This window comes from Sedimentitalea sediminis, from assembly GCF_042687825.1.
Classification (GTDB): Bacteria; Pseudomonadota; Alphaproteobacteria; order Rhodobacterales; family Rhodobacteraceae; genus Sedimentitalea.
The window spans coordinates 77,957-101,421 of sequence record NZ_JBHUQE010000012.1; the positions used below are offsets into that span (position 1 = coordinate 77,957).

Below are 23,465 nucleotides of genomic sequence, written 5' to 3' on the forward strand. Positions count from 1 at the left end.
GAGGAATTGCATTGGGTCAGGTCCGCGGTCCGTCCGGCGCATTGTCCGGGACGGCCGACATAGTACGGTCCGGCGTCGTCGATTGCCAGGCCGCGGATGCCCTGGAGCAGCTGACCCGGGCCCTGTCTCCGGGCGACCTGTCTCTGGTCGTGCTGTTCCTGTCGCCGCAAACCGATGTCCCGCACCTGATCGACGAGGCCCGGCGCATCTTTGCGCCGGCACCGGTCGTCGGTTGCACCACGGCGGGCGAGATTGCCGACGCGGGTTATACCGAAGGCAAGATCGTCGCGCTCGGCTTTCCGCAAAGCCATTTTCAGGCCCGGACCATCCTGATCGACGATCTTGACGCCTTTGATGCGCAGGCGCTGATCGAGAGGATGATCCGCAACCGTAATCATCTGGCACGGGAAACGCCGGACTGGATTTCGGATTTCACCTTTCTGCTGATCGACGGATTGTCGACCAAAGAGGACACGCTGACCTCGCAACTGTCCGTCGGGTTGGGTCCGGTGCCGTTCTTTGGCGGCTCGGCGGGGGACGGAACCGATTTCGAAAAAACCTATGTGCTGCATGGCGGACGTGCGCATTCCAACGCCGCCGTCCTGATCCAGTTGCGCAGCGACTGCCCGATCCGGGTGTTCAAGTCCGACCACCTGGTGCCCGCCGACATGCGCATGGTGGTGACCGGGGCCGACCCGGCCCGGCGCACGGTGCACGAGATCAACGCCGAACCGGCCGCGCGCGAATATGCCCGCCTGCTGGGCAAGGACCCCGAGCAGCTGACCACCTTTACTTTTGCCGCCCATCCCCTGGTGGTGCGGATCGGCGATCAGCACCATGTGCGGGCGATCCAGCGGGTCGCGGAAAATGGCGATCTGGTGTTCTTTTCCGCCATCGACGAGGGTGTCGTGCTGACCGTGGCCGAGTCCGAAAACATGGTGACCCACCTGGGGCGCCTGATGGACGACCTGCGCCAGCCGGGGCGTCCCGAGGTGATCCTGGCCTGCGACTGCATCCTGCGCCGGCTTGAAGCGCAGCAGAAACAACTGACCAACGACCTTTCGCGTCAGTTGTCGGAAAACCGCGTTCTCGGGTTCTCCACCTATGGGGAACAGGTCAACTCGATGCACGTGAACCATACCCTGACCGGTGTCGCCATCTATCCGCCCGAGAAGCGCTGACCCATGGCGCGCGAACTGATCGACCCGCGGGATTCGCTGGAGCGGCAGAACGAAAAGCTGCTGAAAATCACCAGCACGCTGATGCGCCGGGTCGAACAAAGCAGCGAGTCCACCGGCGTCGCCTATGCCCAGTTCCAGCGCGCCGTGATGCTCGAGGAAGAGGTTCGCCTGCGCACCCGCGAACTGGAACGGGCGCTGGATCTGTTGAATGTTTCCAACGCCAAACTGGCCCGCGCCAATGCCGAGACCGAAGCCGCCCGGGCCAATCTGGCGAACGCGATCGAAACCGTGCAAGAGGGTTTTGCCCTGTTCGACCCGCAGGACCGGCTGGTCATGTGCAACAGCCGTTTCGGCAAGCACATGCTGGACATCCATCCCCTGCTTGAACCCGGTCTGCAATTTGACCGCTATGTGCATCTGGTGGCCAACAGCCCCTATCTGTCCCTGCCCGAGGGCGAGACCCCGCAGGATTGGGAAACCTACCGGATGGCGCGGCACAAGGACAATCACGCGGTGTTCAACGCCCGGATGGCCGGCAGCCGCTGGCTGCAGGTCAGCGAGCATCGCACCGCGGATGGCGGCACGGTGATCATTCAGACCGACATCACCGACATGATGCGTCTGGAGCGGCGGGAACGCGACCGGCTGCGCGACGATCAGGCACGGCTGATCAAGGCGACCCTGGAACATCTGAATCAGGGTGTCTGTATCTTTGACGATCAGAATCGGCTGGTGGACTGGAACCGGCGGTCAGGCGAATTGCTCGCCATCCCGGCCAACCGCCTGCAACTTGGCACGTTTTTCAGCTCGATCTACGATCAGATCCGCCCGAACCTGCGATTTCATGGCCCGATAGGACATGGTGACGTCGAGGCCTGGGTGGCCGACCGCACCGGCCGTGCGCCGCTGTCCTTTGAGATCGGCATCGGCAAGGACCGGGCGCTGGCGGTTCACGCCCAACAGATGCCGGACCGCGGTTTCGTGATCAGCTTTACCGACGTCACCGACGAGCGTGCAGCGGCGCGGGCCATGACACAGGTGAACGAAACGCTGGAACAGCGGGTGGCGGAACGCACGCTGGAACTGGAAGATGCTTTGTCCGAGGCCGAGCGGGCGAACGCCTCGAAATCGCGCTTTGTGGCGGCGGCCAGCCATGACCTGCTGCAACCCCTGTCGGCGGCCAAGCTCTATGTCGCGTCGCTGCAGCACGAGGTGACGGCGCCGGAACAGAATGCGCGCCTGTCCAAGGCCGGCAATGCGCTGGTCAGCGTCGAACGCATTCTCGATGCGCTGCTGGACATCTCGCGGCTGGACTCCGGCCTGGCCTCGGTCGACATCTCTACCATCCGCCTCAAGGACATGCTGCGTCGGCTGAGCGACGATCTGGAACCCCTGGCGCTGCGCAAGGGGCTGGATTTCCGGCTGGTCGATTGCGACGCGCTGGTGGAAAGCGATGCCTCGTATCTGCGGCGCATCCTGCAGAATCTGGCTTCGAACGCGATCCGGTATACCGACCGCGGCAAGGTCCTGATCGGGGTGCGTCATCACAAGGGTTCGGTCCGGGTCGAGGTCTGGGACACCGGCCCCGGCATCCCCGAGGATCAGCAGGAGCGGGTCTTTGACGAATTCCACCGCCTGAACGCCACCGCCAACCCGTCCGAAGGCATGGGGCTGGGTCTGGCCATCGTGGAACGGGCCTGCCGTTTGCTCAAGCACCCGCTGCACCTGACGTCGCGGGTCGGGGCCGGCACCTGTTTTGCGGTTGAATTGCCGCGCAGTACAGCCATTCATCGTCCCGTGCCGGCGCGTGTTCCGGCCTCCGGGCCTTCGCTGGAGCAGAATATCGCGGTTCTGATCGAAAACGACGCCGATCTGCGCAGCGCCATGACCATTACGATGCAGAACTGGGGGCTGGACGTGCTGCCCTGCGCCTGTCTGCAAGAGGCCGAAGAGCTGCTGCGCGAGGTCGATCTCGCTCCGGATGTAATCGTGGCCGATTTCCAACTGGATGATGGCGCGCTGGGAACCCAGGCGATCTCGGCGATCCGCAGCGCGCATGGACCGGTGCCGGCCTGCGTGGTCAGTGCCAATCGCTCGCCCGCGCTGCAGGACGCCTGTGAAACACTGGGCGCGGCGCTGATCCACAAACCGATCGATCCCGACGAATTGCGCAGCTTTCTCGAGACCGTGCTGGCCTAGCGCCTGCAGATGTCCGACCGGGTCAGGAACCGTCGGCCGCTGCCGTTCTCCAGCGAGAACATGCCGCCGATCCCCTCAATCGCATCGATGACCAGATCGGTATGTTTCCAGCGGTCATACTGGTCGGCATTCATGTAGAACGGCACGCCGCCGATTTCACCGACCAGCACGTCAGAGTCACCGACGATATAGTCGCCCTGCTGGAAACACATCGGCGCCGAGCCGTCGCAACAGCCGCCGGATTGGTGAAACAGCAGCGCCGGACCATAGCGCGACTTGAGATCGTCGATCAGAGCCAGGGCCGCATCCGTCGCCGTTACCTTCATGGTTTCCGTCATGGCATCCTCCGGAACGCAGAAATGGGCCCGCCGGCCCCACGCGTTGCGCGGGGGCCGGCCGGCATCGAGGCTTGATCAGAAGAAGCCCAGAGCGTTGGGGCTGTAGGAGACCAGCATGTTCTTGGTCTGGCGATAGTGATCCAGCATCATCTTGTGGTTCTCACGCCCGATGCCCGACTGCTTGTAGCCGCCAAATGCCGCATGCGCCGGATAGGCGTGATAGCAATTGGTCCAGACCCGTCCGGCCTGAATGTCGCGGCCAAAGCGGAAGGCACGGGTGCCGTTGCGGGTCCAGACGCCGGCGCCCAGGCCATAGAGCGTGTCATTGGCGATTTCCAGGGCTTCGGCATCGTCCTTGAAGGTCGTGACCGACAGGACCGGGCCAAAGATCTCTTCCTGGAAGATGCGCATCTTGTTGTGGCCCTTGAACACGGTCGGCTCGATATAGTTGCCGTTTTCCAGACCCTCCAGCGCCGATACGTTGCCGCCGGTCAGCAGCTCGGCGCCCTCGTCCTTGCCCAGTTGCAGATAGGAGGCGATCTTTTCTTTCTGCTCGACCGAGGCCTGCGCCCCGATCATCGTGTCCATGGACAGCGGGTTGCCCTGCTTGACCGCCTTCACGCGCTCGATGGCACGGGCAATGAAATCGTCATAGATCGATTCCTGGATCAGCGCGCGGCTCGGGCAGGTGCAGACTTCGCCCTGGTTCAGCGCGAACATGGCGAACCCTTCGAGGCATTTGTCAAAGAATGCGTCGTCGACATCCATGATGTCCTCAAAGAAGATGTTGGGCGACTTGCCGCCCAGTTCCAGTGTCGCCGGGATCAGGTTCTGGCTGGCATATTGCGAGATCAGGCGGCCGGTGGTGGTCTCGCCGGTAAAGGCGATCTTGGCGATGCGGCTGGACGAGGCCAGCGGCTTGCCGGCTTCCAGGCCGAACCCGTTGACGATGTTCAGCACACCCGCGGGCAGCACGTCGCCGATCAGTTCCATCAGAACCAGGATCGACGCCGGGGTCTGTTCGGCGGGCTTCATCACCACGCAATTGCCGGCGGCCAGTGCCGGCGCCAGTTTCCAGACCGCCATCAGCAGCGGAAAGTTCCAGGGGATGATCTGGCCGACGACGCCCAGCGGCTCGGGAATGTGATAGGCATAGGTGTCGGCGTCGATTTCCGAAACATGGCCTTCCTCGGCGCGGATGCAGCCGGCGAAATAGCGCCAGTGGTCAATGCACAGTGCCACGTCGGCGGCGATCGACTCGCGCACCGGCTTGCCGTTGTCCAGCGTCTCGGCCACCGCCAGTTTGTGGTGGTTGGCCTCCATGATGTCGGCAATCTTCAGCAGCATGTTCGACCGTTCGGTGGTCGAGCTTTTTCCCCAGGCGGGGAATGCGGCATGGGCGGCATCCAGCGCCGCCTCGATGTCGTCCGCGTTGGACCGGGCAACCTCGCAGATCACTTCGTTGGTGATCGGCGTGGTGTTCTCGAAATACTGACCCGACTTGGGTTCGACAAATGCGCCGTTGATAAAGTTTCCGTAGCGCGGCTTGAACGGAAATTCGACGTCCAGATGCGATGTATCCAATGCAGAGCTGATCTGCAGGTGTTGAATGTTCATGCCATTCCTCCCCTATGAAAGAGTCCAAAAAACGCACCCCAAACCCATGCCCCAACGGTCGTGATCGGGTCTCTGGTCCGGTGCTGGATCGACAATAGAAAGACCGGCCGGCAAGCGGTATTCGACCTTGGTCGCAGCGGCGCGGACCGCCATCTTGACGCATGGCTGGCAGCCCAACGGCGTCAAGTCAGAGACGCACCGTATCGCACGTCATGCACCGCCGAGAGCGTGGCGTAGGGTTACCAAACTTGCTGTCGTGACAGGTGCCGGACCAAAAATGTTCAGTCGGCGACCTTTTTGCAGATCAGGACTGCAAGCCTATCGAACAGAAAGACGCACCTGTTCTACTGCTCGGCGTTGCACAGTTTTTTGGAATGCAGTGTGGACAGAGCTCGAGCATATGGGGAAGTTGGCCGATCACATGCGATGCGCGGCGAGATCGCCCCGGCGACGTCGCCGGGGCTGCTTTGGTTGAAGGTCAGTGCCCGAGGGTCGCCGCGTCGACGCGGCGCGGATCCGAGGCTCCGAAGAGGTAGCCGCTTTCCTTGTCCACGAGGATCGATTGGGTCGAACCCATCACGGATTTTTCGCTGACCTTGTGGCCCCGCTGTTCGAGCAAACCGATCGTGTCGAGGCTGATGCCGTCCTCAATCCGGATTTCGTCCGGCAGCCACTGGTGGTGGATGCGGGGCGCAAAGGAAGCCTCGGCAACGTTCATCCCGTGGTCGATGACATTCATGATGACCTGCAACGTGGTGGTGATGATGCGCGAGCCTCCAGGCGAACCGGTGACCAAGAACACCTCTCCGTCCTTCATCACGATCGTCGGCGACATCGATGACAGGGGCCGCTTGCCGCCCTCGACAGCATTGGCATCCCCGCCGATCAGGCCATAGGCATTTGGCACGCCGGGCTTGGCGGCAAAGTCATCCATCTCGTTGTTCATGAGAACGCCGGTGCCATCGGCAACCATTCCAGAACCATAAGAGAAGTTGATCGTGTAGGTGTTGGATACGGCATTGCCGTCCTTGTCCACGATCGAGAAATGTGTGGTCTGGTCTGACTCGTAAGGCGCGAGATTGCCCGGTTTGATGGTGATCGATGGGGTCGCCGCGTTGAGGCTGATGCCGGCGCGGATATCGTCGGCATAGGTCTTGGAGGTGATCTCTGCCAGAGGCACATCCACGAAATCGCTGTCGCCGAGATATTCCGAGCGGTCGGCATAGGCGCGTTTCATCGCCTCGGACATGAGGTGAATCGTGTCGGCGGAATTGTGGCCGAGGAAGGAGATCGGATAGTCCTCGAGAACATTGAGGATCTGGATGATATGCGCCCCACCCGAGCTGGGGGGCGGCATTGAAACGATCTCGTAGCCGCGATAGGTACCCCGAACCGGGTCGCGCAGAACCGGCATATAGCCGGCCATATCCTCGACGGTAATGCGGCCACCGGCGGCCTGCACCGCTTTGGCGATTTTCACCGCCGTCTCGCCCTTGTAAAAGCCGTCCGTACCTTCATCGGCGATCTTCTGCAGGGTGTTGGCGAGGTCCGCTTGCACAAGGGTCTCGCCGGGTTCGTAGAAACCGCCGCCTTCCTTGTAAAAGATGCTCTCGGAGGTCGGCCATTTCTTCAGCCGGGATTCAAGCCCCTTGAGACTGTCGGCAAGGCCGGGAGTCACCGCGATCCCGTCGCGGGCAAGGGCTATCGCCGGTTCGATCACTTCGGCGAGGGTCATGCTTCCGTAGTTTTCGAGCGCCATTTGCATTCCGGCAACCGTTCCAGGCACGCCGACGGCCAGACCCGTGAAGCGCGAGAGTTCACTGTCGGCGTTGCCTGCGGCGTCGAGAAACATGTCGCGATCCGCAGACGCGGGTGCCATTTCGCGATAGTCTATGGCCTTGGTTTCGCCGGTTTCCGCGTCATGGATGACCATGAACCCGCCGCCGCCGATATTGCCGGCGCGCGGCAGAGTTACGGCCAGGGCAAAGGCCACGGCAACGCCTGCGTCAACGGCATTGCCGCCTGCCTTGAGGATGTCGAGTCCGATCTGGGCCGCCACCGCTTCCTGCGCCGAAACCATGCCGTTCTCAGCATAAACCGGATGAACGCGGTCGCTCCCGGAGAAGATCGCCGCTTCCTGTGCGTAAAGCGCGGGTGCCGCTGACATGGCAAAGCACACCGCCCCTGTGATAACGTGTCTCATTGAAGTCCTCCCATTTGACTTACGTGTCCTGAGCGTTGCAGTTTCGTGTCAAAGGCGCAACATCGACGTCAGGGCGCCATGCAAAGCTTCAGCACCCCTTGGCGTTGTCACGGCATTCGTGAAGGACTAGCCCTCAAGGCTCTCAGAGGGGCTTGGAAGCTCCTTGATCTGGTCCCGGCGCGCCTTGCGCATCCTTCTTGGCGAGGGGATGGCTCGGTCCCGGCCCACTGAGCCTCGGTAAGGCCCGGAAGCTGTCCAAGGTGCCTCTCTGTGCATCAAGGTAAAGGTCCGACAGGTCGTCAAAGCCGCCTATGGCGTCCTCCTGCACGTCCAACTATTGGCGCAGGGCGTCAAGGGACCGCTCGGACAGCCCGGTATCATTCGACCGTTCCACATACCGATCCAGCGAGGCCGCGAATTGGCTTCGCACCATTTCCCGCATTTGTCCCGCCTGAGCCGTGCCAATGTCTTGTTCTCGCGCATCAATCTCCCACGGGATGCAAGATGGCGAGCCAGATCGCCAGCCCGATCTGGGCACCTGGTGCGAAGGGATATTCTGACTGTGCGGCGCTTGTGGCCCTCNGGCCGCGAATTGGCTTCGCACCATTTCCCGCATTTGTCCCGCCTGAGCCGTGCCAATGTCTTGTTCTCGCGCATCAATCTCCCACGGGATGCAAGATGGCGAGCCAGATCGCCAGCCCGATCTGGGCACCTGGTGCGAAGGGATATTCTGACTGTGCGGCGCTTGTGGCCCTCAGCCCGAGGTAGGAGCCACCGGAAGTAGTAGACTCGGCGGGGTTCTCGGCCGCGATCACCGCCGCCGAGGACGGCGCACGCGTCGCGCTGATCGGGCACGGGACCATCGGCGGCACCTGCGTGAACGTCGGCTGTGTGCCTTCGAAGGCGATGATCCGGACGATGGAAGTGATGCACGCCCCGCGGGCCGCGCAGCGCTTCGACGGCATCGAGCCCAAGGCGCGGATTACCGACTGGGCATCCGTGGTCCGGCAAAAGCAGGCGCTCGCCGACGACCTGCGCGCCGCCAAGTACATCGACGTCCTGCCAAGGCACAGCGGAATCGCCTACATGGAAGGCGCGGCGCAATTTTCCGAAGATGGTAAGCTGACGGTCGCGGGCGAGCCCCTCAAGGCCGGCAAGATCATTCTCGCCACGGGCTCCCGCCCGCATGTGCCGGACATCCCCGGCATAGAGACTGTGTGCGCCCACGACAGCACCTCGATCTTCGAACTGGAGCGGCTGCCCGCTTCGCTGACCGTGGTGGGCGGCGGCTATATCGGAGTCGAACTTGCACAGGTCTTCGCGCGGGCCGGGACGCGCGTGATCGTCTTGACCCGGCGCGGACTACTTCCCGAACCTTCGACAAGGACGTGGCTGCGCTCAGTTGCTGCGCGGGGTGACGCGGAAGGCGCTCAAACAGATCCCTGCGCTGACCGGGCTGCTAGGGCACCGCAAAGCGTCCGCGCGTGCGGTTCGCGAAGGCCACCAGTGACAGCATGACCGGTACCTCGACCAGCACGCCCACGACCGTGGCCAGCGCGGCACCGGAGTTCAGGCCAAAGAGGCTGATCGCGACGGCGACGGCGAGTTCGAAGAAGTTCGACGTGCCGATGAGCGCGCAGGGCGCCGCGATCCGGTGGGGCACACGCAGCGCGTAGGCCGCGACATAGGCCAGCGCGAAGATGCCATAGGATTGGATCAGGATCGGCACCGCGATCAGCGCGATGACCTGCGGCCGGTCGAGGATCACCTGACCCTGCAGCCCGAAGAGGATCATGACCGTCGCGATCAGGCCCACGACGCCCCAGGGCTTTACCCTGTCGCGGAACGCGTCGATGCGTTCCGCCTCACCAAGGCGCGCGCGCGTCCAGAGCCCGGCGACGAGCGGCAGGACGACGAACAGCACCACGGAGAGAAGCAATGTCTCCCACGGCACAGTGATGTCGGTCACGCCCAGAAGGAACGCCACAATGGGCGCGAAGGCGAAGACCATCACGACGTCGTTCACCGAGACCTGCAACAGGGTGTAACTCTCGTCGCCCTTGGTCAGCTGGGACCAGACGAAGACCATCGCGGTGCAGGGCGCCGCCCCCAGCAGGATAAGCCCCGCGATGTATTGCCGAGCGTCGTCGGGCGCGATGAGGTCGACGAACACCACCTCGAAGAACAGGACGCCGAGCGCGGCCATTGTGAAGGGCTTGATGAACCAGTTAACCACCAGCGTGATGGCGAGGCCTTTCGGCTGCTTGACCACATCCCGCAGGCTGCGGGGATCGACGCCCACCATCATCGGGTAGACCATCGCCCAGATCAGCACGGCGACGACCAGGTTGACGCTCGCGACCTCCGTCGCGGCGATAGCCTCGACTAGAGAAGGCGCCGCTGTGCCGATGGCGATACCCGCCACCATTGCGAGGCCGACCCAGACAGTGAGATACCGTTCGAAAATGCTCATAACGACACTGCATCCAGTTCTGTTGCGTCAAGCCGCCCTGCAGCAGAGGCAGAGAGGCCAACCATGAAGGTTGCGGTCCCAAGCATGAGGGGGAGACCGCCGATCTGGTAGGTGAGCCCGGACATGACGGTGCCAAGAAGCCGTCCGCCCGCGTTCGCCATGTAATAGAAGCCCACGTCCATCGTCACGCGCTCTGTCTTCGTGAAGGCGAGGATCAGGAATGAATGGAGCGCCGAGTTCACCGCGAACACCGCACCGAAGACGAGAAGCCCCACCACCAGCGTGATGGTGAGCCAGAATTGCGGTTCGCCTGCGGCGACCGCGGCCACCGTCAGTGCGGCCGGGATCCCTGCAAGCGTCCAGGCCCAGCTGCGGGCCTTGCCCAAGAGGTTGCGCGCGGGCGTGCTGGCTGCACGCAGGAGCCTCGGTGCCATGGCTTGGACCGCACCGTAAAGGATGATCCAAAGCGCCATGAATGTACCGATCATGAAGAAGGCCGCGCGATCGCCCTCGGTCGTGCCGTCGGAGAGGACGGCATAGAAGTAGATCGGGATGCCGACGACGAACCAGACATCGCGTGCGCCGAAGAGGAAGACGCGCGCCGCCGACAGCCAATTCACATTGGCCGATCTGGAGAAGACCTCCGAGAACTTCGCGCCCTTGCGCCCCTTTGGCAAACCTGCAGGCATCAGGATCAGCACCGCGACCAGGATGACGAAGAGAACAGCCGCCATGCCAAGCACAGCCGCCTGAAACCCAAAGGTCGCAAGAAGCGCAGCACCCAGAAGAAACCCAAATCCTTTCACGGCGTTCTTCGAGCCTGTCAGGAGTGCCACCCACCGGAACAACCCATCCCCTTCCCTGGGTGCCAGGATTTTGACCGCCGATTTGGAGGACATCTTGGCCAGGTCTTTCGCAACACCGCTCGCCCCCTGCACCAGCATCACGAAGGCAACGGAGGCCGCGATGGCCCAGGTCGGGTCCAGTTGCGTCAACGCCAGAAGTGCGAGCACCTGAATGCTTAGGCCCGCGTAGAGGGTCGAGGTCAGCCCAAAGCGCGCGGCGATCCAGCCGGCGGAAAGGTTGGTGACCATGCCCGCGATCTCGTAAAGCACAAAGAGATAGGCAAGTTGCACCGGGTTGAAGCCGAGCGTGTGGAAATGCAGCAGCACCAGCATCCTGAGTGCGCCATCCGTTAGCATGAAAGCCCAGTAGGACGCCGTGACGGCAACATAGGCTGACAGACCCTCCGGGCGCGCGGCGCGGTCGGTCACAGCGACTCCCCGACCATCAACGCCACATCAACCAGCCGATGCGCATAGCCCATCTCGTTGTCGTACCAGGCATAGACCTTCACCTGCGTGCCGCTCACCACCATGGTGGAGGGCGCATCCACGATGCTCGACCGTGTGTCGTTGGTGTAGTCTGCGGACACGAGCGGACGCTCCTCGTAGCCGAGGATCCCGGCGAGCGGCCCTTCGGCCGCGGCCTTGAACAACGCGTTCACCTCCTCGACCGTCGTCGGCCGCTCCACCTCGAAGACACAGTCCGTGATCGAGGCATTAAGCAGCGGCACGCGTACGGCATGGCCGTTCAGCCGGCCCGTCAGTTCGGGATAGATCAGTGTGATCGCTGTGGCCGAACCGGTGGTCGTCGGGATCAGCGAGTTCAACGCAGAGCGCGCGCGGCGCAGGTCCTTTGCAGGGCGGTCCACGATCGTCTGCGTGTTCGTCACGTCGTGAATCGTGGTGATCGAGCCGTGGCGGATGCCGATCGCCTCGTGGATCACCTTCACAACCGGCGCCAGGCAGTTGGTCGTGCAACTGGCCGCCGTGACGATCCGGTGCGCCGCGGGATCGTAGATGTCGTGGTTGACGCCGTAGACGATGTTGGCCGCTCCGCCGTCCTTTACGGGGGCCGACACCACCACCTTCTTCACGCCCGCATCGACATAGGGTGCGAGCTTCGCCTCGGTCTTGAAGGCACCGGTGCAGTCGATCACAACGTCCACGCCCTCCAGCGGCAAGTCCGAGAGGTCCCGTGTACCGATGAACGGAATTCGTGTGCCGTTGATCGTCACGCTGTCCGCATCATGGGCAAAATCGGCCTGCCAGCGCCCGTGTACCGTGTCGAACTCCAGCAGATGCGCATGCATGGCCGGATCGCCGATGGCATCATTGATCCAGGCAATCTTGAGCCCGCGCTCAAGCAGCGGTTTGAGGACAAGTTTGCCGATGCGGCCAAGGCCGTTCACTGCATAGGTGGTCATGAGAATTCCCCAGAGAATGTACGGCCGATGTCATCGATCCGCGATTGCAGAGTCAGACGATTCAACAAGTCGAGGTCGAGCGCGGTGAAAAGATCGATCCGATGCTGCAGGGCGCCATATGCCTCCTGAAACGCGAGAGCCTTCTGAGCGTCGTTCCCTTCGGCCTTGACCGGATCGGGAACGCCCCAGTGCCCGGTGACCGGCTGGCCGTCCCAGGCAGGGCACTCTTCATTGGCTGCCTGGTTGCAGACGGTGAAGACAAAATCGAAATGCGGCGCTTTCGGGCCGGAATACTCCGAGATGTCTTTTGACCGCAGGGCCGAGATATCATGGCCCTTTTCCTCGAGAACCCGAACCGCGAACGGATTGAGCTGCGACCCCGGCCGGGTGCCGGCGGAGAAGGCATTGAACCGGTCTCCCGCCTGTTTGCGAAGAATGCTCTCGGCGAAGATTGACCGGGCCGAGTTGCCCGTGCAGATGAACAGGACGTTATATTTGCGATCTGTCGTGGGATGGCTACCCGGTATGGTTGGCAGGGTGAGAGGGGCGCAGAGGTCGGGACGCCCACGGCAGCAGTCGAGGAGCAGGTAGTCGAGTGTCCTCCTGACTTCGTCCATGTCGATTGAGTAGAGGAGCGATGTACCCTCGCGCTCCTGCATCACCAGTCCTGCCTGCATCAACGCGGAAAGATATGCCGACAGAGTTGATGCTTTGAGGCCGAGCGAATCAGCCAACTCACCTGCGGGAACCTCGTCGGGGTATCGCCGTATCAGAAGCCTGAACAGCGCCAGCCGTTGAGGATGACCGAGCGTGGACAGACGAGAAGGAATCGTTGTTTCCATATTTCACGAATATCAGAAATATTGATGCAAACAATATTCAATGGGCGCAGTCGCAAAAACTTCACATGCCGCTTCGACCCCGATCCCGCACCACGGCGTAATTACTCAGCATCTCCACGACCGCCGATCCGTCTGGCAGCAGCGCCAACTCCGCTGCCGCTCGCGCCTAAAACTCCCTGCTGTATTCCACGACCGGCGGACAGGCCGCCAAGCCGTTCGGTTCAAAACCCGCCATCGCGCAGTCGGTCATCCAGCTCGCCCCGATCACGAGGACGGCGAGCCGCCGCCTTGAGCATCCGGCGTTGGATGTCATTGGCTTTCTCCGTGGTTTCAAACTGTTCGGACACCCCCGTGGTGATCATGCGGACGGCGGTCTGCATGGCGGTGCGGCGCACCAGCCGGATGCAGTCGAGCAAGGATCGCAAATCCCGGATATCGCGCGCCGCTTCTTCACCGTCGCGGCCAACATCGGCCCATGCGCGTTTCGCGCCCCTCTCAGGGGCACGTGCCAGGGGCCGCCTGTTCACCAGCGAAATCGACCACTGGACGATTTCCGAGAAGCTCGGTTCACCCTTAAACTCGGCGTCGGGCATGCGGACGAGGCATCGGGGTGGTGGCAGGGGTCAATCCTCCCGCCGCACAGCCGATCTTGCAGCCCCAGAAGGACGTGTGATCGGCCGCAAAATACCCCTCCTGCGCACAAAAATACCCTGCAATTCAACCGTATCGCCCGCCGTCAGCGGCACCAGGGCCTGCAGCCAGAGGGCCGTCGCTTCCGACACATGCGCGCCACTGGTCTCGCCGTGGGACCCTGGGATTTCGGTGCTGCCGTTCAGGACCAGTCGACCGCGCATCCGGGCCGAGGTGCTGGAATTGACCTTGTAGAGAAGCGTTGCGCCCAACAGGTAGGTGCCGTCCACTGGCGCGGTGAAAAGGCCGGTTCCAGCGTCGAACGGGCCCTGATCATTGTAGTCGGTGCTATTGAGGCCGATCTTCGTCCAGGTGCCGACGCCGGCGTAGTTGTCGTAGTTCGTGTACGCCTTGAGCCGGGACGGCCGGGGTTGATCGACGATGCCGGTGGCGTTGTCGACGCTGAGGCCGTCGAAGAAGGTGCTGCCGTCGGATTAGACCGCGACGCGGAATCGGCCCGAGCCGAAGAGGCCGACCGGCGCCTTGGTCACGAACCCGGTCTGCAGCAAAGTCTGTTCAGATCGTTGGACCACCCGCCCCCCGTCGCCTCTCAGGGCGAGGCGAGATAGTCGGCGGAGACGTACCCGGTTACGTTCGGGGCGTTTGCGAGCGAAACCCGGCACCAGAGCTGGTTCATCTCTGTCACACAATCACGCCGGATCAGTTCGGTGCTGTCCGGAAGACCGAGCTTCACCTTGTATCCAAGACTGGGTCCGTAACGCAGCTTCAGAAAGTCGTCCGGCCCGGCCCCCTTGACCACGACACGGCTGCCTGCACCACCGCTGCATCCGGCGACAAAAGCGAGGGCAACAAGCATGAAAATCGATATCCGGCGCATGAACTGAACTCGCTTTGGCAACCTGACTCCGCCGCCTTCAATGGCAGGGCGGCCGAGGCGATGCAATCAGGGATTCTCGAATTGGGCGGCAGCGTCTCTTATCATGCCCGCTGCTTCCGAATTGTCGATATGCGCCAGCGTCCGCCATGCCCGTCAACGCGTGTCGCGGCCTACTTCGATGCGCCGCAGCGCGGTTTGCATTGCGTCTTCGAACTCGGCGCGGTCATAGATATCGTTGTGGCCGGCAGCGGCAATGGTGCGCTCGGCGACAAGGTTTCGCGCCGACAGACGCACGGCTTCTGTCCGGCGCGGCGGAACGACTGTGTCGTCGGCGGCCGCAATCACCGCCACGGGGGCCGACACCGACGCCAGGTCGCCCGCCACGTCCATGCGGTGCCGCAGCAAAAGCCCGACCGGCAGCCAGGGATAGTGCTCGCGGGCCAGCGCCCGGAGATTGTCGAACGGCGTGACGAGGACAAGCCCGGCGACCGGGCGCGACCGGGCGAGATGGGCGGCCGGACCCGCGCCGATGCTGAGCCCGACCACCACGATCCGGTCCGGCGACAGGCGGGCGGCGATGTCGTCATGGATGGCCAGCGCGTCCTGCAGAATCGCCCGCGCGCTCGGCCGGCCCGTGCTGGGGGTGTAGCCGCGATAGTGAAAGGCGACAATGTCCCGCTCGGGGAAGATCCGATGCAGATGCATCGCCAGGTCTTCGGCGTTCCAGGCGTTCCCGCCAAAAGCCAGCACGAGGCTGGAGCCCTCGCGAAGAACCTCAACTGGGGGCAAATGCACGCCGATGAGTTGTTCGCCAGGACCGATGTGGAGAGCGAGACGTTCGGCTGTCGGCGGCAAGGGGGCACCGGGTCCGACTGCCCACCTCGGGAACAGCAGGCGATCCTGAACCAGCGCCATGAAAACGACCGGGACCAGATAAAGGGCCGCGAGGCTGCAGATGACTTTCAGGAACAGGCACATGCGCAATTTTGTCGGCTGCCATCGCGCTGCGCAACCGCGCATCGCTGTCCGCTCAATGCCCCTCCAGCCGCGCCGGCAGGTAGCGAACTGTCGACACATGCCATTTGCCCCCACGACGGGTCTGAATGCCGCGCCTGTTCAGTTCCGCGGCAATGGCGCGCAGGGGGGTGAGGCCTTCGCCCGTGATTGCTTTGAGAACCGGCGCAAGGTCTGCGGCGAAGGCGTCGGCGTTGGCACGAACGGCGGCTTGCAGTGCCACGCCGCCCTTGTCGGCGCGCCGGAGCGCGGCGGCGCCGTTGGGGTTGCCGAGCCTGACGCCGCGGGCCTTTGCAGCGGCCAGCGCCTCCTTCGTCCGCCGCGAGATCGCCTCGCGCACCTGCTGGGCCACGGGGGCCATGATGCCGACGGTCAGGTCGTTGGCCTCGGGCATGTCGACGGCCAGGAAGTGGACACCGCTGGCCTGCAGGCTGAGCAGGAAGGCGGCGTTGCGGCTGAGCCGATCCAGCTTGGCGATCACCAGCGTGGCGGCCCGGCTTGCCAGAAAGTCATCGACGGTCTTGCGTTGTGCTTCCAGACCAAGCCCTGAACGGACCTGCCGAGCGGTGGCGACCGGGCTCGTAGGCGACGACCTTCTGCGCAGCTGCTGCCATGTACACACCTGCCTGACGTTGGTTGCGCAGGTCTGTACGACAAAATCTTGAACGATGTGTAGCGGCAAGCGTCTGATTTCACAGGTTTCCATCGATGGTCATCGCTGTTTCGTCCGCCTCGGCCCGGTTTCCCCGCGCATCGCGGGTGGTCCCCTCCGGGATACCTTAGCTGACCCGGATCACGGCCTGCACCTGCGCACCAGCGGTTTCTTCCTCCAGATCGAGCCGCGTCCGCGCCACCGGGGCGAGACCCGTCTCGCTCATGTAGCGCCCCCTCAGCGCCAGCGCTTGATGGCGATCGAGAGCCAGCGCGATTGCTGTGCACAGCCCGAGGGCGACCGGATCAGGATCTCGTTCAGTTTTTCCGCCACCTCCAGGCGACATTCACCGGGTCTGTCCGCGCCGCGGTGCAGCTTCACCAGACCTGCCGTTCCTAGATTGCGCAGTATTTCCGACGAAGCAAAGACCGCAACGCGGACGGAGCCGCTATTCGATGATCGAGGATGAATGGCCGCTATGGCGAATCTGCAAAGCACGGTCTCGCGCCAACTTGGGACTTAGTTTGTGATTTCACCACCAGCAGGTATGAAGGCAGGGGGGCGAAATCCCACACTGCTAACAGCCCCGTGAAAAGCCGCGCCACCCGATCGATCGGAAATGGGTTGGAGGGGAGTTGTAGACTCAGTTCTTCTTGCAAAAATATAGGGCAATGTATGGAGGCAAGTTGTAGTGAGGCTGGCTACCACCGGTCGACTCCGTGTTGCGGGCGTTTTCAGAATACGAAACATGCTCCTGACCCGCCCCGCGCGGGCGTGTCAGTGTGGGTGTAAGGAACCGATGAGTGTGCGCGGGCATATGTTCAATTTTCAGTTCAACGAACTCAGCCCCGCCGGTCGCCTGGTCTGGATCGTCGGCGTAGGAAGGGTATTCGCTCACGCCGCTGTTAGAATGGTTTCCCGCGCCCACTATGAACCGACCTCCTGCAGCATCAAACAATGACCAGCCCGGCGGGCATGCCCCACCGGCCCTCTCGCTGCGATTGAAGCCAATCACTGCCTGTGACAACAGGCGATTGATCGATTCAATCTCATTGGCAAGTTGGACCGTTTCCGCCTGCGAAACTTCCTGCTGCCGAAGCAATGTTCTGTTCGCCTCAAGTGTCTCCGTTAGCTTTGTTTGAAGATCGGCGATGCAATCGTATGCCCGCTGGAGGTTTCCTGCACCTCCCTCACTGAGATTAGTGCAATCCTGACCGTGGGCGACCGAGGCCAAAATTGCCATCGTCACAGCTGCACACCAAATTTTTCCTTGCATCGTATAACCTCCGTGTCGATGTTGTTGCTGGCTTCCAGGCAATCTTGGTATGTTTCGAAAAAGAAAGTCCAAGCACTGCGTGAGAAAGAGCCCAACGGCGTTCCGGGGTCTGTGAGGACGATTAGAGCACCATTCAGAACAACGACGAGGCCAATGGCCTTGCCAATACCTTCGACATAAAGAACCCATTTAGGCTTTTGTGACACGTCCAGCTCATTCGAAATATTCCAAGTTCATAGCATAAAAAAGCATTTCTAACCACAAGTGCTTTGGACGATTGGTGCGCATGATCTAACCAGCGCGCCGTGAGCAGACATTTGTTTACTGCGCAGCAACCATCAAAGAGGGCTCGTTGCGGACTTGCGGCGTTGCAGCGAATTTCCCGGTATCCAGCGAATGTGGATGTCGGCTTTCAAGGGCACGCCGTGATCGGTTCGCACCTGCGGATACCTTGCGCCAGATACGCCGTTTCGCACCGCCCGCTGCCCGGCAACACATGCATGGCATGTGTGAGAAAAGGCTTGCGGGCATTCCACTCGCCTTCACCTTCGGCCTTGAAACCAGTGCTATCCCTTGTCCGGCAGGGCATTCGAAGAAATGTCCCGAGAGTGTATCGGCGCATTGCCGCCGTTTGCGCGCTTCGCTGGTAGGCCCATTATTCCATACTGCGCGCAACCCGTCCAAATTTTGACGAGAGGGCCGCCCTCTCGCCGCTTTCCCGGTTTGCGTTGCAAGGTTAGCCCGTACCGCGACAGGGAGGCCCGGGGAAAGAGGAGGTCAGGCTTCAAGCGCGAGTTCTGCAACAATGCGCCGTCGCAACCGGCTCTAACCGAACATTGGGCAGATTGCCAAATGCCCTGCCCGATTTGCGCCAGACCAGCCATCCCCGGAATTCAGAAACTCACGGCATGGAGAGCATGGTTGGCCCATCAGATCACTATTTACAGATTCTGAAACAATCTGCGTCTGTTGGGCGACCATCCGCATCGTGCGTCACTGGTTGCGCACCCTTCTATCCACCGAAACCCGTTCTTGCCCCTCCAGATTTGCCAAATCCGCCACGTGAAGCAGCTGTTGCGCGTGTCATTGGTGTTTTCCCGATCGTCGTGGCCGGGCGGACGAACTGGGAGGTGTTCAGCTTTGTCGAGCCACGGTTGTTCGAAAAGGTGCTGGAGCGCGTGGCGTTGGTATATCGCCCATCAGAGGTTTTGTAGAGAGGTTGAGCCGCAGACATTCCTGCCCGCCCGCCCAGCATGTTGCCGATAAGATAGCCAGCCAGAAGAGGCATGAAGATGCTCCCAGACCCGCCTTGTGTCGCGCTGGCTTCAGAGCCGCAGGCGCCTTCGCCGTGCTGCTCCTGGCAAACTTCAAGGCTGTCGTAGCGGGGCGCGGATTCAACGTGCAGGGTTTCGGCCTGCGAAAAGGAGGTTTCGCAATCCTGCGACGTGAACATCCCGCCGCGCGACGCCTCATCGAGGCAGCTTTGAAGATCCGGGAAAGCGGCGGCGTCGACCTGTTCCTCGCGGCATCCCGCGAGCGCAAAGGCCGCAGCGCCGATGATTGTGATGGAAACCCGTCTTGAGCGTTTGGTCATATCAATCGTCTTTCTGTCGAAGGCCGGCGGGACGCGCGTGTCACGCCACGATATAGTGCGGTTTGAAGCGGGACAAATCCTGGGTGATGCGGGACCGATCTTCGCGGATGCCGATGCCGGCACAGCCTTGCCCCACGATCCAGGCGCCGACCACCGGGTGAAATCCGTCGAATGTCGGCAAAGGCGCATAGGCCTGGATGATGCGGGGGTGTTCGGCATACTCGGTGTTTTTGGACTGCTCGATCACTTCGCCAGACTGGAGGATCGAAACCGAGGCGCCTTCCCGCGACAGGATCGGTTTGCGCACATGGCCAGCGATCAGTTGAGCCTCGGCGCGCGCGAAGGCAGACGCGGTCTCGACCGAAGCCGCGCCGCGTGTCCGCATGGCATCGCCGATGTCGGCCTCGAAAAAGGCGGGCAACAGGTTCGGATGGCCCTCGAACATGTTCCAGAGCACCGGCAAAAGCCCCTTGTTGGACAACAGCGCCTTCCAGGCCGGTTCCAGAAACAGACACCCCGATCCCGCGATATGATCAGCATACTCATCGCGCAACAGGTCTTCCCATGGGTAGAGCTTGAACAGAACCGCGATCCTGCGATCCTCATCATCCAGAAACTGGCCGTCGTCGCTGAGCGCGATCTTGTCGAGATCGCAGTAATGCGCCCCCAGCCCGGCTTCGCGCGCCGCCCAGCCCATGGTTTCGACCGTGCCGTAATCTTCCGGGTTGCCGGCCACGGCCGTGAAATGCAGATCGCTATTCGTCTCAAAGACCTCGTCAAACCGTGCGACCAGCGCCTCATGGATCCCGTTGAACTGGTCCGTCCCTTCGGGAAGCACGCCCGATCTCAGTTGATCTTCAAGCCACTGCCACTGGAAGGCCGCGCTCTCATAGAGAGAGGTGGGTGTATCTGCGTTATATTCCATAAGCTTGGCAGGCGACTGGCCGTCATAGGCGAAATCAAACCGCCCGTAGATCTCAGGATCGCCCCGTTTCCAGCTTTCGGCGACAAGGTCACGATGGGCGTCGGGGATCGCAAGTCGCTCCATCAGGCTTTCACTGGCGATGATTTCGGCAACCGCCTCTCGGCACATGGCATGAAGCTCGGTGGCGGGGTCCTCCAGATCGGTCTCGATCTGATCGAGCGAAAAGGCATAAGCCGAGCTTTCATCCCAATACGGTTCGCCATACATGTCAGCAAACGTAAATCCGACGTCTTGGGCATGATCGCGCCAATGTGGCCGCTCGAGCAAAGTGATCTTTTGCAAATGTCCGCTCCCTGGTGTCCTGACAGCGTTTAGATGGAATTGAAATCGGCAACCAGACATGGTTTTAGGGAATGCCAGAAGTTTGGATAAATCTGAGTGGACCTGTCCCGGTTTCGTATCGCCCAAAGCACTCGTATTTGCCACCTTGCGTTCGAAAGCGAGTGCCCCCTACGCGCGTTACGAACAAGATGGGTTCACTGAAGATGGCGACATAACGACGGCTCTGGCTACGAACGACGCAAGTGCGGATAGTCTGATCGGAAGCGTCGGTATCAACGTGACCGGGCCAGCGTTTGGTGGTGGTCTCATCCCCCCCTGCGGTTCATAAGGTATGAACGAGATTTTCTTGCCGCATCCGACGATACCCACGATATTGACGCGGCCTTTGCCGCGTCCCCTGGCATCTCTCAGTCTTTTGTCCCACCCATCGAGGCGAAAATGCGGTTTCGATCGGATTGGATCTGGGCACTGTCGTCGGCGCGTCGGTGGATGCATCTGCCGGTGTGGTCTACCAAAGAAACAGCAACGCAGATGAGATCGGCGGCGGCGCCCAGATCACATTGCGTTTTCAAGACCAGTTCGTATCATTGATCACTGACGGAGTTCACGTATGAATACCTATCTAAAGCTGTGTGCATTAGCTGCTGCAGTACTCCCGCTCTCGGCCTGTGTGGAAACATCGTCACCTACGGGCGAGGCTTCGGGAGCCGAAGCCGTTGCCGCAACAAATTGCATTTCCCAAGTCGACGCGACTGTTGGGGTCAACGGGTCTTCGGTCAACGACGTTACAGTGCTCGATGACGGCTTCAGCCTGCTGATGAAGGTGCCCGGCGCGGAGGACTTCTGGGTCTGCGAGACCAGTCCTTCGGGTGCCGTAACGTCGGTTTTCTATATGGGCGGAGGATAGCGATCCGGTTTGCCAGCGTGATCGAAGCTGGAAGACCGCAGAACGAATGCCTGAACCATCTGTGGCAAACAACTCAAAAGAGGTAGGACGACAACCATGATACAATCAATCAAAACGTGTCTGAGCAAGTACCTCACTTTTTCTGGGCGGGCTTCGCGGTCATGGCCGTGCTAACCGGAGCCATTGCGTTCTCGGCGCATAAAACGCTGTCGGCGAACCCCGATGCGCTGCGAGGGCCTGCCGCATTTCTTGGAACAAGCGGCTTCGTGATCGTAGGTGTTTTGCAATTGCTTCTGGCATTGCTGCTTTTGCGGTGGCTCACGCGCCCATCTGATCCCGCCCCCAACGCATACGGTGATCCCGTATGATCATCGATCTTGCCCCATCGCTCCGGTGTCATCCATTGAAAGGGTTTCCTATGTCTCGGCTCTTTTCCATTTTCTTTCTGGTTTTTGCGCCTCTGCAAGCGATGGCTGAATGGCAATTCAATGGGGGAGACAGTCCAAACGCGTTCACACAAACGGCCAACATGACGCTTGAGTTGCAATGTGACCGCATGCGTTTTGCGCCAGCAGGATACGAAGCCAGTCAGGACATGACCAACAAACAAGGGCTGTCGATCCGATTTATGAAAGACGGCAAAACCGAGGTCGGGTCCTTTCAGGCGGGCGCACAGAACAGTTCGATTCAGATCGTCGACGATTATCCAGTAGAAATCGAATTCTTCGACCCGGCGGATTACCAATTCGTGTTGGAGCAAATGGCTGCCAATTCGACGCTGGACCTGTCCATGGTCGATAAAAATATCACCTACGGGGTATTTGACCTCACAGGGTCCGCCGCCGCCATACGGTCCCTTACAAGCGCGTGCCAGAGCACCGCGTCAGTCTCGCCCGAAGCGCCAGAAGGTGTTGTCTATTGTGGAGGTGGGGCAGTGAAACGCCAGATTGAATACGTGATCATCGAGAACTCGAACAGCGACTGGAACGCCACCGTCACAGTGAATGGTGAAAGCATCAAGGCAATGACGGCCTACAGCTATTTCGGTGATGCAGAGCCGCCGCGCGGATTTATCGTTGCATTGCTGGGTGAAGACCGTTCCGAATTTCTCGTCTTTGAAGATCAGGACCAGCGTTGGATCGAATATGGGGATTATCGATATGACCAATGCAACTAGTCCGCAACGTGCCAGGCTCTGCACGACACTTGCGTTGGTATCCGCAACAGGGACGGCCATTTGTTGGACCTTCTATGCTCTAAAGGGCGTAGAAGTCGCCAGTGACGGAACGCTGGACGGAGCATTCCACCTTCTGGCGATGAGATGGCTCTTGCCGGCGATCGCTGCGAGCTTTTTGGCCACGTCCGTTTTCACTATTGCGCGACGTTGATCATGCGAGCTGCTTTTCAGGCCATAACGGGATTGGCCCTTATCGGTGCCGCGTTTGGAGGTGGCATGGCCTTGCAATCGTACTTCTATCAGGACGCGTGCCTGGACATGGGCGGGGGCCAAAACCCCGGAAACCATCCGATTTGCGTTGTGGTGAAACAGCCAGACTGGATCACCATCGGCCCGTTGACCCTCAAACCAGACCAAGCCAAGGAAGTTTCTGTCACCACAGTCTCAGAGGGTACCTCTGCAGTTACTCTAAAAATCAGCGCGTTAGCGACCCACGCGATCACTGGTCTATTGACTGCTGCGCGCGGGCAGGAAATCAGTGTGTCGGTTGGAGAAACCGTTGTATCTGAGGTGATTGTTCAGGAAGCGATTTCAAACAGTACTCTTGTTTTCATCATGTCAAATGAAGACGCCTCACGTCTAGCCGGAGTTTATTGATGCAATTTCAATCTTGTTGGTATCAAGAATGACCTAAGGAAAGGCATAAAAACAGAGCCAGTCCGCACCAGCTTCGCCCGCCGCTGGGACTAGAATGAAGGGTTTCGCATGAACAAACTCGCCATTGGATCGATCGCATCTGTCGTCACAATGCTTGTCGGTTGTGCAGACACGGTCTGGCAAGGATACGCAGGTCAAGACGTTCAATCGGTCGTGCTTGATCAGGGCCCGCCCGGTAATGATTGACTTGAGCCCCGACTTCCCTCCAGCT

At 61.1% G+C, this 23,465-nt stretch carries 22 protein-coding genes and 1 pseudogene; 7 read left to right on the plus strand and 16 right to left on the minus strand.

Annotated features, from left to right (window positions below; all coding sequences use genetic code 11):
- The first annotated feature begins 11 nt into the window (after nucleotides 1-11).
- The gene (locus tag ACFMPD_RS11545; RefSeq protein WP_380994295.1) at nucleotides 12-1,181 is read left to right on the plus strand and encodes an FIST N-terminal domain-containing protein; all 1,170 of its coding nucleotides are present in this window, start codon (nucleotides 12-14) and stop codon (nucleotides 1,179-1,181) included.
- Between the two features lie 3 nt (nucleotides 1,182-1,184).
- A complete protein-coding gene (locus tag ACFMPD_RS11550; RefSeq protein WP_380994298.1) occupies nucleotides 1,185-3,380 on the plus strand; it encodes a hybrid sensor histidine kinase/response regulator in 2,196 nt (731 codons plus the stop codon).
- Here ACFMPD_RS11550 and ACFMPD_RS11555 read toward each other — a convergent pair.
- The 3 genes from ACFMPD_RS11555 to ggt all read right to left on the minus strand — a co-directional run bounded on the left by ACFMPD_RS11555 (nucleotide 3,377) and on the right by ggt (nucleotide 7,538).
- A complete protein-coding gene (locus ACFMPD_RS11555) occupies nucleotides 3,377-3,718 on the minus strand; it encodes a DUF779 domain-containing protein (protein ID WP_380994301.1) in 342 nt (113 codons plus the stop codon). The two genes, ACFMPD_RS11550 and ACFMPD_RS11555, sit on opposite strands and share 4 nt — an antisense overlap.
- 75 nt (nucleotides 3,719-3,793) lie before the next feature.
- Nucleotides 3,794-5,335 (minus strand): aldehyde dehydrogenase, encoded by a 1,542-nt coding sequence (adh, locus tag ACFMPD_RS11560; protein WP_380994304.1) that lies wholly within the window; start codon nucleotides 5,333-5,335, stop codon nucleotides 3,794-3,796.
- A gap of 478 nt (nucleotides 5,336-5,813) precedes the next feature.
- Nucleotides 5,814-7,538 carry a gamma-glutamyltransferase gene (ggt, locus tag ACFMPD_RS11565; protein WP_380994307.1) on the minus strand — a complete coding sequence of 575 codons (1,725 nt, stop codon included), beginning with the start codon at nucleotides 7,536-7,538 and terminating at the stop codon, nucleotides 5,814-5,816.
- 804 nt (nucleotides 7,539-8,342) lie between these two features.
- On the opposite strand from ggt, the pseudogene ACFMPD_RS11570 reads away from it, so the two are divergent.
- Nucleotides 8,343-9,056 (plus strand): annotated as a pseudogene (locus ACFMPD_RS11570) (FAD-dependent oxidoreductase); the annotation flags it as partial.
- Here the strand turns inward: ACFMPD_RS11570 and arsB are convergent.
- The 13 genes from arsB to ACFMPD_RS11635 all read right to left on the minus strand — a co-directional run bounded on the left by arsB (nucleotide 8,998) and on the right by ACFMPD_RS11635 (nucleotide 20,453).
- Nucleotides 8,998-10,011 carry an ACR3 family arsenite efflux transporter gene (gene arsB / locus ACFMPD_RS11575; protein WP_380994309.1) on the minus strand — a complete coding sequence of 338 codons (1,014 nt, stop codon included), beginning with the start codon at nucleotides 10,009-10,011 and terminating at the stop codon, nucleotides 8,998-9,000. The pseudogene ACFMPD_RS11570 and the gene arsB sit on opposite strands and share 59 nt — an antisense overlap.
- The gene (gene arsJ, locus ACFMPD_RS11580; RefSeq protein WP_380994312.1) at nucleotides 10,008-11,285 is read right to left on the minus strand and encodes an organoarsenical effux MFS transporter ArsJ; all 1,278 of its coding nucleotides are present in this window, start codon (nucleotides 11,283-11,285) and stop codon (nucleotides 10,008-10,010) included. Before arsJ ends, arsB begins: the two co-directional genes overlap by 4 nt.
- The gene (locus ACFMPD_RS11585; RefSeq protein WP_380994315.1) at nucleotides 11,282-12,280 is read right to left on the minus strand and encodes an ArsJ-associated glyceraldehyde-3-phosphate dehydrogenase; all 999 of its coding nucleotides are present in this window, start codon (nucleotides 12,278-12,280) and stop codon (nucleotides 11,282-11,284) included. The genes arsJ and ACFMPD_RS11585 overlap by 4 nt, the downstream gene beginning before the upstream one ends.
- A complete protein-coding gene (locus ACFMPD_RS11590) occupies nucleotides 12,277-13,122 on the minus strand; it encodes an arsenate reductase/protein-tyrosine-phosphatase family protein (RefSeq protein WP_380994318.1) in 846 nt (281 codons plus the stop codon). Before ACFMPD_RS11590 ends, ACFMPD_RS11585 begins: the two co-directional genes overlap by 4 nt.
- A 221-nt stretch (nucleotides 13,123-13,343) precedes the next feature.
- Complete coding sequence (locus ACFMPD_RS11595) at nucleotides 13,344-13,715, minus strand: DUF6127 family protein (RefSeq protein WP_380994321.1); 372 nt, start codon at nucleotides 13,713-13,715, stop codon at nucleotides 13,344-13,346.
- A gap of 30 nt (nucleotides 13,716-13,745) precedes the next feature.
- On the minus strand, nucleotides 13,746-14,195 hold the full coding sequence (locus ACFMPD_RS11600; RefSeq protein ID WP_380994355.1) for a C1q-like domain-containing protein: 450 nt from the start codon (nucleotides 14,193-14,195) through the stop codon (nucleotides 13,746-13,748).
- Between the two features lie 167 nt (nucleotides 14,196-14,362).
- Complete coding sequence (locus ACFMPD_RS11605) at nucleotides 14,363-14,650, minus strand: SH3 domain-containing protein (RefSeq protein WP_380994324.1); 288 nt, start codon at nucleotides 14,648-14,650, stop codon at nucleotides 14,363-14,365.
- 153 nt (nucleotides 14,651-14,803) lie between these two features.
- The gene (locus ACFMPD_RS11610) at nucleotides 14,804-15,628 is read right to left on the minus strand and encodes an alpha/beta hydrolase (protein WP_380994327.1); all 825 of its coding nucleotides are present in this window, start codon (nucleotides 15,626-15,628) and stop codon (nucleotides 14,804-14,806) included.
- A gap of 52 nt (nucleotides 15,629-15,680) precedes the next feature.
- The gene (locus tag ACFMPD_RS11615) at nucleotides 15,681-16,370 is read right to left on the minus strand and encodes a recombinase family protein (RefSeq protein ID WP_380994330.1); all 690 of its coding nucleotides are present in this window, start codon (nucleotides 16,368-16,370) and stop codon (nucleotides 15,681-15,683) included.
- A gap of 183 nt (nucleotides 16,371-16,553) precedes the next feature.
- A complete protein-coding gene (locus ACFMPD_RS11620) occupies nucleotides 16,554-16,697 on the minus strand; it encodes a hypothetical protein (protein WP_380994333.1) in 144 nt (47 codons plus the stop codon).
- A gap of 262 nt (nucleotides 16,698-16,959) precedes the next feature.
- On the minus strand, nucleotides 16,960-17,592 hold the full coding sequence (locus tag ACFMPD_RS11625) for a hypothetical protein (protein ID WP_380994336.1): 633 nt from the start codon (nucleotides 17,590-17,592) through the stop codon (nucleotides 16,960-16,962).
- A 1,012-nt stretch (nucleotides 17,593-18,604) separates the two neighbouring features.
- Nucleotides 18,605-19,186 carry a DUF1190 domain-containing protein gene (locus ACFMPD_RS11630; RefSeq protein WP_380994339.1) on the minus strand — a complete coding sequence of 194 codons (582 nt, stop codon included), beginning with the start codon at nucleotides 19,184-19,186 and terminating at the stop codon, nucleotides 18,605-18,607.
- A gap of 40 nt (nucleotides 19,187-19,226) precedes the next feature.
- Nucleotides 19,227-20,453 carry a glutathionylspermidine synthase family protein gene (locus ACFMPD_RS11635; RefSeq protein WP_380994358.1) on the minus strand — a complete coding sequence of 409 codons (1,227 nt, stop codon included), beginning with the start codon at nucleotides 20,451-20,453 and terminating at the stop codon, nucleotides 19,227-19,229.
- Between the two features lie 610 nt (nucleotides 20,454-21,063).
- Here ACFMPD_RS11635 and ACFMPD_RS11640 point away from each other — a divergent pair.
- The 4 genes from ACFMPD_RS11640 (at nucleotide 21,064) to ACFMPD_RS11655 (ending at nucleotide 23,194) form a co-directional block, all read left to right on the plus strand.
- Complete coding sequence (locus ACFMPD_RS11640; protein WP_380994342.1) at nucleotides 21,064-21,360, plus strand: hypothetical protein; 297 nt, start codon at nucleotides 21,064-21,066, stop codon at nucleotides 21,358-21,360.
- A 116-nt stretch (nucleotides 21,361-21,476) separates the two neighbouring features.
- A complete protein-coding gene (locus tag ACFMPD_RS11645; protein WP_380994345.1) occupies nucleotides 21,477-21,728 on the plus strand; it encodes a hypothetical protein in 252 nt (83 codons plus the stop codon).
- The gene (locus tag ACFMPD_RS11650; protein WP_380994347.1) at nucleotides 21,725-22,537 is read left to right on the plus strand and encodes a hypothetical protein; all 813 of its coding nucleotides are present in this window, start codon (nucleotides 21,725-21,727) and stop codon (nucleotides 22,535-22,537) included. The genes ACFMPD_RS11645 and ACFMPD_RS11650 overlap by 4 nt, the downstream gene beginning before the upstream one ends.
- Before the next feature lie 144 nt (nucleotides 22,538-22,681).
- Nucleotides 22,682-23,194, plus strand: coding sequence for a hypothetical protein (locus ACFMPD_RS11655; protein WP_380994350.1), 513 nt, complete (start codon nucleotides 22,682-22,684; stop codon nucleotides 23,192-23,194).
- Nucleotides 23,195-23,465 lie beyond the last annotated feature (271 nt).

What these genes read in the sequence shown, in the direction of transcription:
- ACFMPD_RS11550 (WP_380994298.1), top strand. Translation starts at nt 1,185, where the DNA reads ATGGCGCGCGAACTGATCGACCCGCGGGATTCGCTGGAGCGGCAGAAC.
- ACFMPD_RS11555 (WP_380994301.1), bottom strand. Translation starts at nt 3,718, where the DNA reads ATGACGGAAACCATGAAGGTAACGGCGACGGATGCGGCCCTGGCTCTG.
- adh (WP_380994304.1), bottom strand. Translation starts at nt 5,335, where the DNA reads ATGAACATTCAACACCTGCAGATCAGCTCTGCATTGGATACATCGCAT.
- ggt (WP_380994307.1), bottom strand. Translation starts at nt 7,538, where the DNA reads ATGAGACACGTTATCACAGGGGCGGTGTGCTTTGCCATGTCAGCGGCA.
- arsB (WP_380994309.1), bottom strand. Translation starts at nt 10,011, where the DNA reads ATGAGCATTTTCGAACGGTATCTCACTGTCTGGGTCGGCCTCGCAATG.
- ACFMPD_RS11585 (WP_380994315.1), bottom strand. Translation starts at nt 12,280, where the DNA reads ATGACCACCTATGCAGTGAACGGCCTTGGCCGCATCGGCAAACTTGTC.
- ACFMPD_RS11590 (WP_380994318.1), bottom strand. Translation starts at nt 13,122, where the DNA reads ATGGAAACAACGATTCCTTCTCGTCTGTCCACGCTCGGTCATCCTCAA.
- ACFMPD_RS11595 (WP_380994321.1), bottom strand. Translation starts at nt 13,715, where the DNA reads ATGCCCGACGCCGAGTTTAAGGGTGAACCGAGCTTCTCGGAAATCGTC.
- ACFMPD_RS11605 (WP_380994324.1), bottom strand. Translation starts at nt 14,650, where the DNA reads ATGCGCCGGATATCGATTTTCATGCTTGTTGCCCTCGCTTTTGTCGCC.
- ACFMPD_RS11610 (WP_380994327.1), bottom strand. Translation starts at nt 15,628, where the DNA reads ATGTGCCTGTTCCTGAAAGTCATCTGCAGCCTCGCGGCCCTTTATCTG.
- ACFMPD_RS11615 (WP_380994330.1), bottom strand. Translation starts at nt 16,370, where the DNA reads ATGGAAACCTGTGAAATCAGACGCTTGCCGCTACACATCGTTCAAGAT.
- ACFMPD_RS11625 (WP_380994336.1), bottom strand. Translation starts at nt 17,592, where the DNA reads ATGCAAGGAAAAATTTGGTGTGCAGCTGTGACGATGGCAATTTTGGCC.
- ACFMPD_RS11630 (WP_380994339.1), bottom strand. Translation starts at nt 19,186, where the DNA reads ATGACCAAACGCTCAAGACGGGTTTCCATCACAATCATCGGCGCTGCG.
- ACFMPD_RS11640 (WP_380994342.1), top strand. Translation starts at nt 21,064, where the DNA reads ATGAATACCTATCTAAAGCTGTGTGCATTAGCTGCTGCAGTACTCCCG.
- ACFMPD_RS11650 (WP_380994347.1), top strand. Translation starts at nt 21,725, where the DNA reads ATGATCATCGATCTTGCCCCATCGCTCCGGTGTCATCCATTGAAAGGG.
- ACFMPD_RS11655 (WP_380994350.1), top strand. Translation starts at nt 22,682, where the DNA reads ATGGCTCTTGCCGGCGATCGCTGCGAGCTTTTTGGCCACGTCCGTTTT.